6 protein-coding genes are annotated in these 5,809 nt (G+C 63.4%); 1 reads left to right on the top strand and 5 read right to left on the bottom strand.

Annotated elements, in window-relative coordinates:
- The coding region (locus NG900_RS26395) for an SPASM domain-containing protein (RefSeq protein ID WP_252685344.1) at window positions 1–436 on the top strand (436 nt) is incomplete at its 5' end.
- 63 nt (window positions 437–499) lie between these two features.
- Here the strand turns inward: NG900_RS26395 and NG900_RS26390 are convergent.
- From NG900_RS26390 to NG900_RS26370, 5 genes are all read right to left on the bottom strand, one after another.
- Window positions 500–832: a c-type cytochrome gene (locus NG900_RS26390; protein ID WP_252685348.1), complete on the bottom strand. Its 333-nt coding sequence runs from the start codon at window positions 830–832 to the stop codon at window positions 500–502.
- Between the two features lie 81 nt (window positions 833–913).
- Complete coding sequence (locus NG900_RS26385) at window positions 914–2,668, bottom strand: PQQ-dependent methanol/ethanol family dehydrogenase (protein WP_252685342.1); 1,755 nt, start codon at window positions 2,666–2,668, stop codon at window positions 914–916.
- A 246-nt stretch (window positions 2,669–2,914) separates the two neighbouring features.
- On the bottom strand, window positions 2,915–3,502 hold the full coding sequence (locus tag NG900_RS26380) for a cytochrome b (protein ID WP_252685340.1): 588 nt from the start codon (window positions 3,500–3,502) through the stop codon (window positions 2,915–2,917).
- Window positions 3,489–4,553, bottom strand: coding sequence for a cytochrome D1 domain-containing protein (locus NG900_RS26375; protein ID WP_252685338.1), 1,065 nt, complete (start codon window positions 4,551–4,553; stop codon window positions 3,489–3,491). The genes NG900_RS26380 and NG900_RS26375 overlap by 14 nt, the downstream gene beginning before the upstream one ends.
- Before the next feature lie 20 nt (window positions 4,554–4,573).
- The coding region (locus tag NG900_RS26370) for a TonB-dependent receptor domain-containing protein (RefSeq protein WP_252685336.1) at window positions 4,574–5,809 on the bottom strand (1,236 nt) is incomplete at its 5' end.

Genomic DNA, 5,809 nt, shown 5'->3' with positions numbered 1-5,809 from the left:
CATGAATGGTTGGGGCACCACGTTCCTGGGGATCGCACCTGATGGTGTGGCATTGCCCTGTCATTCGGCACGCATGCTGCCGGGGCTGGAGTTGCCCAACGTTCTGCAGCAGCCGCTGCGTGAGATCTGGCAGACCAGCGATGCGTTCCAGCGTTTTCGTGGCACGCATTGGATGCCCGAGCCGTGCCAGTCGTGCGACTCGCGCGAAGAGGACTTCGGCGGCTGCCGCTGCCAGAGCCATCTGCTCACGGGCGATGCGACCCGTACGGACCCGGTGTGCGGAAAATCCGCCGATCACGGCGCACTGCAGAAGGTGGTGCTGCAAGGCCGGATGGCCGCGATGAACGGCTTCGGGCAAATGCGGGACACCCGTACCGGCGAGGTGCCGATCGTGTTCCGCACGGATGCCAATTCGCGGCGGCTTACACCGTCGTAACAAAAGAAGAAGGGCCGGATGCTGCCGGCCCTTCTTCCTCTTCATTGCGAAAGACGCCCGAGGTCAGGAGCCTGTGCTCAGCACCCAGGCCACCAGGGCCTTCGCTTCGTCTTCCTTCAGGTTCGGATGCGGGGGCATCGGAATACGGCCCCATGCGCCCTTGCCGCCCTCGCGCACCTTCTGCGCCAGTTTGGCCGGCGCTTCTGCGTCACCCTTGTACTTGGCGGCCACATCGGCAAATGCCGGCCCGACGATCTTGCTGTGCATGGCGTGGCACGAAAAGCAACCACTCTTCTCGGCCAGGGCCTGCATGTCGGGCGCCGCATGGGCGGGCGCCGCACTGATTGCTGCCGACACGACGGCCAACAGCGACAACACTCCATTGCGCGTGATCACGTTCTCAAACTCCATGACGCGGTAACTCGGCCGCGCCGGGTTGCACACCGTTGGGAGCACACAACCCGGCGCGGTACAGCTTTAGTTCTTGTGCAGCTTGAACACCCAGACCGAACCACCCTGCTCCAGGAAGTTCACGCGCTTGGCCACCTCACCACCCCACAGCGGCACTGCGCCACCCCAGCCCGAGACGACGGCCACGAACTGTTCACCGTTGTCTTCCCAGGTGACGGGCGGCGCGACGATGCCGCTGCCGGTCTGGAATTCCCACAGCTCCTTGCCGGTCTTGGCGTCGGCGGCCTTCAGGTAGCCCTCGGGCGTGCCCCAGAACACCAGGCCGCCGCCGGTCGTCATCACACCACCCCACAGCGGCGCATTGTTCTTGATCTGCCATTCGATCTTGCCCGTCTTCGGGTTGATCGCGCGCAGTGCACCGATGTAGTCCTCATTGAGCGGCTTGATGGTGAAGCCGGCACCCAGGTAGGCAGCGCCCTTCTTGTAGCTGATCGGCTCGTTCCAGATGTCCATGCCCCACTCGTTGGCGGGCACGTAGAACAGGCCGGTCTGCGGGCTGTACGCCATCGGCATCTGGTTCTTGCCGCCCAGGAAGCCCGGCTCCGCAAACACCGACTTGCCCTTCTTGTCTTCACCCGTGGCCTGCGCCGGGTCTCCCGGACGGTGGTCCGGCGCGTAGTTCGGGCGGCCGGTCTTGAGGTCGATGCTGGTGGCCCAGTTGACCTTGACGAACGGGAACGCGTTGAGCAGCTTGCCGGTCTTCGCGTCGTTCACGTAGAAGAAGCCGTTGCGGTCGGCCTTGCCACCCACGCGCTTGCCGTCCATGTCGAACGTCACGAACTCGTTCACGCCGTCGAAATCCCAGCCGTCGTTCGGGGTGTTCTGGTAGTGCCAGACGATCTTGCCGGATTCAGGGTCGATGGCCAGCGTCGATGACGAATACAGGTTGTCGCCCTTGCGGATGTGGCTGTTCCACGGCCCCGGGTTGCCGGTGCCGAAATAGGCCAGACCGGTCTTCGGGTCGTACGTGCCGCCCAGCCACGTCGATGCGCCACCGGTCTTCCACGTCTCGCCCGGCCAACTGGCGTTGAGCGTGCCGGTCATGCCGTTCTCCGTCTTGTTGCCGTCCTTGTCGTACTTGTAGCCCATGTGGCCTTCGACGGTCGGACGCGACCAGATCAGGTTGCCGGTCTTGGCGTCACGCGCTTCGACACGGCCCACCACGCCAAACTCGCCACCCGACACGCCGGTCAGCACCATGCCCTTGACGATCAGCGGTGCGGCGGTGCTGGAATAGCCGGCAGCGTAGTCGTCGATCTTCTCTTTCCAGACGATCTTGCCGGTGTCCTGGTTCAGCGCGATCAGCTGTGCATCGAGCGTCGAGAAGATGACCAGGTTGTCGTACAGCGCAGCGCCGCGGTTGACGACATCACAGCACGGCATGATGCCTTCGGGCAGGCGCTGCTCGTACTTCCACAGCTTCTTGCCAGTCTTCAGATCGATCGCGTAGATGCGGGAGTACGACGCCGTCACGAACATCTTGCCGTTGTAGATCAACGGCTGGGCTTCCTGCCCGCGCTGCTTCTCACCGCCAAACGAGAACGACCAGGCCGGCACGAGCTGGCTGACGTTCTTCGTGTTGATCTTGGTGAGCGCGGAGTAGCGCTGCCCTTGCGTGCCCATGCCCCAGCTCAGCACGTCGCCCGACGATTTCGCGTCGTTCTCGATCATGGCGTCAGTGACGGGGGGCGTTGCCGCGTGTACGGCAACACTTGCAGCCACCATCGCAGCCGCAAGCGCAATCACTCGTAGTGTCCTCATTCTTATCTCCTCTACCTCTCTCTTTATGGTCCAGGTCCGGCAGTGTGATGTCACACCGAGTGGACCCAGGGCAAATCCCGTGCCATCGAAAAACCCCATGAAACAGCGGCTTCACGGGGATGGCGGCACCGTGTTGCGTGCCATACCGGAACACCTCGTGTGTTCTGTTGCGAAATGGAACAGCCCAAACAGCGGGAACAGCGGGAACAGCGCAACGAACACACGTTGAACGAAGACGCTGCCGGCCTACAGTGCGCGTTCGCCTCGGCCGGGCAACATGCGCTGCACGCACCGGCGCGCGTCGAACCACTGATGCTTGATCACGCCCGCAACATGCAACACCACCAGGCCAAGCAGCAGATAGGCGGTCATGCCATGCAGCGTGTAGAACAGGTGCTGCAGTGCGTTATCGACCCAGCCCCAGCGCGGCAGCGGCACGCCCCAGAAGCGCGTGCCGTACTGGTTGAACGAAGACCCGAGGTAGCCCGAGAGCGGCATGACCACCATGCACATGTAGAGCAGCCGATGCGTGATGCGCGCCAGCTCGGTCTCCCAGCAGTGCAGCCCGGGAATCGATGGCGGTGCTGGCTGGCGCGTTCGCACGATCACGCGCCACGCAATCACCAGCGCCGCCGTCAGGCCGAGCGACTTGTGCAGGTTCACCAATGCGGCCTTTCCCGGTGCGCCCTTCGCCAGGCTGGTCATGTAATAGCCCAGCGAGACCAGCGAGACCAGCAACAAGGCGCTCACCCAATGCAGGGCGATCTGGAGGCCCGAATACGACCTGGCCGTGCCATGCATGAGCACGCCTGCGGTTCGGTCAGCGCGGCGCATCGAGGCTCCCCACCGAGGTTGGATAGGTCACCACACCCCACGGCACCTTGTAGCCCGCGAGTGTCTCGACGACTTCACGCTTTTGCGGGTCGATCACCTGCACGCTGTTGGAGCGGCCGCAGGCCAGCAGCAGCTTTTGCGCATCCGGCGTGAAGCTGAAATGCCAGCAGCGCTTGCCGACCGGAATGGCCGCCACCAGTGCATAGGTACGGGCATCGAACACCTGCAGCTGATCCGCTCGGCTCGCGGCCACCCACAAATAGCGGCCGTCGCGGTCAAACGCCAAGCCATACGGGCCGCGTTCGGTCGGCACCGTCTTGACCGGTTGGAAGGTGGCATCAAGCAACAACAGGTTGTTCGAGTTTTCCAGCGTGACAACGTAAGTCGATGCGTCCGGGGCGATCTTGATGCCGCGCGGCCGGTTGCCAAACGGCGCAACATCCACCGTCTGGATCAGCTTCAACGTGGACAGGTCGTAGATACCCACCGTGTTGTCGCCTTCATTGGCCACCAGCAGCCGCTTGCCGTCCGGCGAGAACTCGATGGCCTCGGTCTCGCGCGCGGCCTTGATGCGGCCCACCACCGCCCATTGACTGAGGTCGATGATGGCCACTTCGGCAGGGGCGTCATCCTTATCCGCCTTCTCGGTCGGCGGGTTCTTGCCCGGCGGGCCGCCTTCCGACGACGGTTCGTAGGTCACAAACGCCCGGCGACCGTCCGGCGAGATGCTCATGAACTCGACATTGCGGCCGACCGCGATGCGCTTGATCTCCTTGCGCGTGCCCGTGTCGACCACCGACACATCGGCGCTGCCCTGGTTGGCCGTCAGCAGCCAGCGGCCATCGGGCGTGATGGCCAGCCCGCGCGGGTCCTTTCCCACGGCAATGTCGGCGAGGGGCTTGAACGTACGGGCATTCAGCACGGTCACGCCGCCACCCTGGTTGGTGACATAGGCGAGAGGATCGGGCACCTCGGCGGCCGCCTCCAGGGTCGCCACCGCGCCCACGCAGACCAACGTGGCGATCTGGAGGATGTAGGTGAATGCATGCATGATCGTGTCTTCCTCGGGGGTCAGTCCTTGTCTGCGTTGGAGGCCTTGCCACCAAACGCGTAGGTCAGGCCAATCCAGATCGCGCGCGGCGGTGCCGGCGTCATGAACTGCTGCGTGGCCAGCGTGTAGATGCTCGTGGTGCCCGACAAGCCGTAGGTCGAATAGCGCTTGTTGAACAGGTTGTTGATGTAGGCCGAGATCTCGAGGTTCTTCGTCGGCTTGTAGTGCAGGTTCAGGTTGACGAGGCCGTAGCCGGCCACCGTGCCGTTCGGGTCGGCATTGCTTTCGTTGCCGTGGGCAATCTGCTTGCTGACCAGGATCACGCTCCCGCCCATCGACAGGTTCGGGCTGAACGCATACGACGCGCCGAGCTTGAGCGTCTTGGCCGGGATGCCGGGGATCTTGTTGCCGCTCACCACGTTCTGCCCGCTTGCTGTGGTGAACGCCGATTTATAGATCGCATCGACATAACCGAAGTTGGCCGAGAGCGACCATTTGTCGAACTTCGTACTCGCGCCCACCTCGAAACCACGGCGCTCGGTTTTGCCAACGTTGGCGAAGTAGCCGTGCGTGTTCGACGTGGCAATGAACTGGATGTCATCGCTCAGCCGCGAGTCGTAGACCGATGCACTCCAGTAGGTGGATTTGCCCACCTTGCCACGCCCGCCAAACTCGATGGTCTTGGCCACCACGGCCTTGAGATCCGGGTCGCCATTGAAGCCGGTGGGCAGCGAGCACGGGCTGTTCGGATCAGCGCACGACAGTTCGATCGACGTGGGGGCCCGCATCGATTCGCTATAGCTACCGAAGAGGCCCTGCCCTTTGCCAAGGTCGTAGTTGAACCCCAGTGCGGGATTGAAGCGGTGGTAGTGGTGTGAGCCGGCCAGGCTGTTGGTTTCCGGCCCGGCCACTGCCCCTGCCGGGATGCCGTTCGGCGCGGATGCAGCACCCGACCCAGAGTTCGCATACCGATAAGCGTTGGCGTAGTCCGGGTTGTAGTACGACGTGCCCGATACATCGTCCGTCCAGGCGTAGCCGCCGTCTCCGTTCAGGTATTTCCGGTTGGCGCCGCCCTGATTGAGCGTCGTGTAGTTGAAGCTGCCCGAGGCCGTCACGCTCAGCGCTTTCGTGACGCTGAACGTATCGGTGAAATACGCGCTGAAGTTGTTGACGTTGGATGTCAGGTTGACCGCGCCGATGACGTTGCTGCCCGTGAACGACGCGGGGTTCGACGCCGACGGCGGCAACCCGTTGGC

Origin of the sequence: Ralstonia soli, assembly GCF_023955655.1 — a bacterium.
Taxonomy (GTDB): Bacteria; Pseudomonadota; Gammaproteobacteria; order Burkholderiales; family Burkholderiaceae; genus Ralstonia; species Ralstonia soli.
This window is presented reverse-complemented; position numbering and strand designations above follow the sequence as displayed.

Bases quoted from the DNA above. Each gene is read 5' to 3' on its own strand.
- NG900_RS26385 (WP_252685342.1), bottom strand. From the start codon at position 2,668: ATGAGGACACTACGAGTGATTGCGCTTGCGGCTGCGATGGTGGCTGCA.
- NG900_RS26380 (WP_252685340.1), bottom strand. From the start codon at position 3,502: ATGCGCCGCGCTGACCGAACCGCAGGCGTGCTCATGCATGGCACGGCC.
- NG900_RS26375 (WP_252685338.1), bottom strand. From the start codon at position 4,553: ATGCATGCATTCACCTACATCCTCCAGATCGCCACGTTGGTCTGCGTG.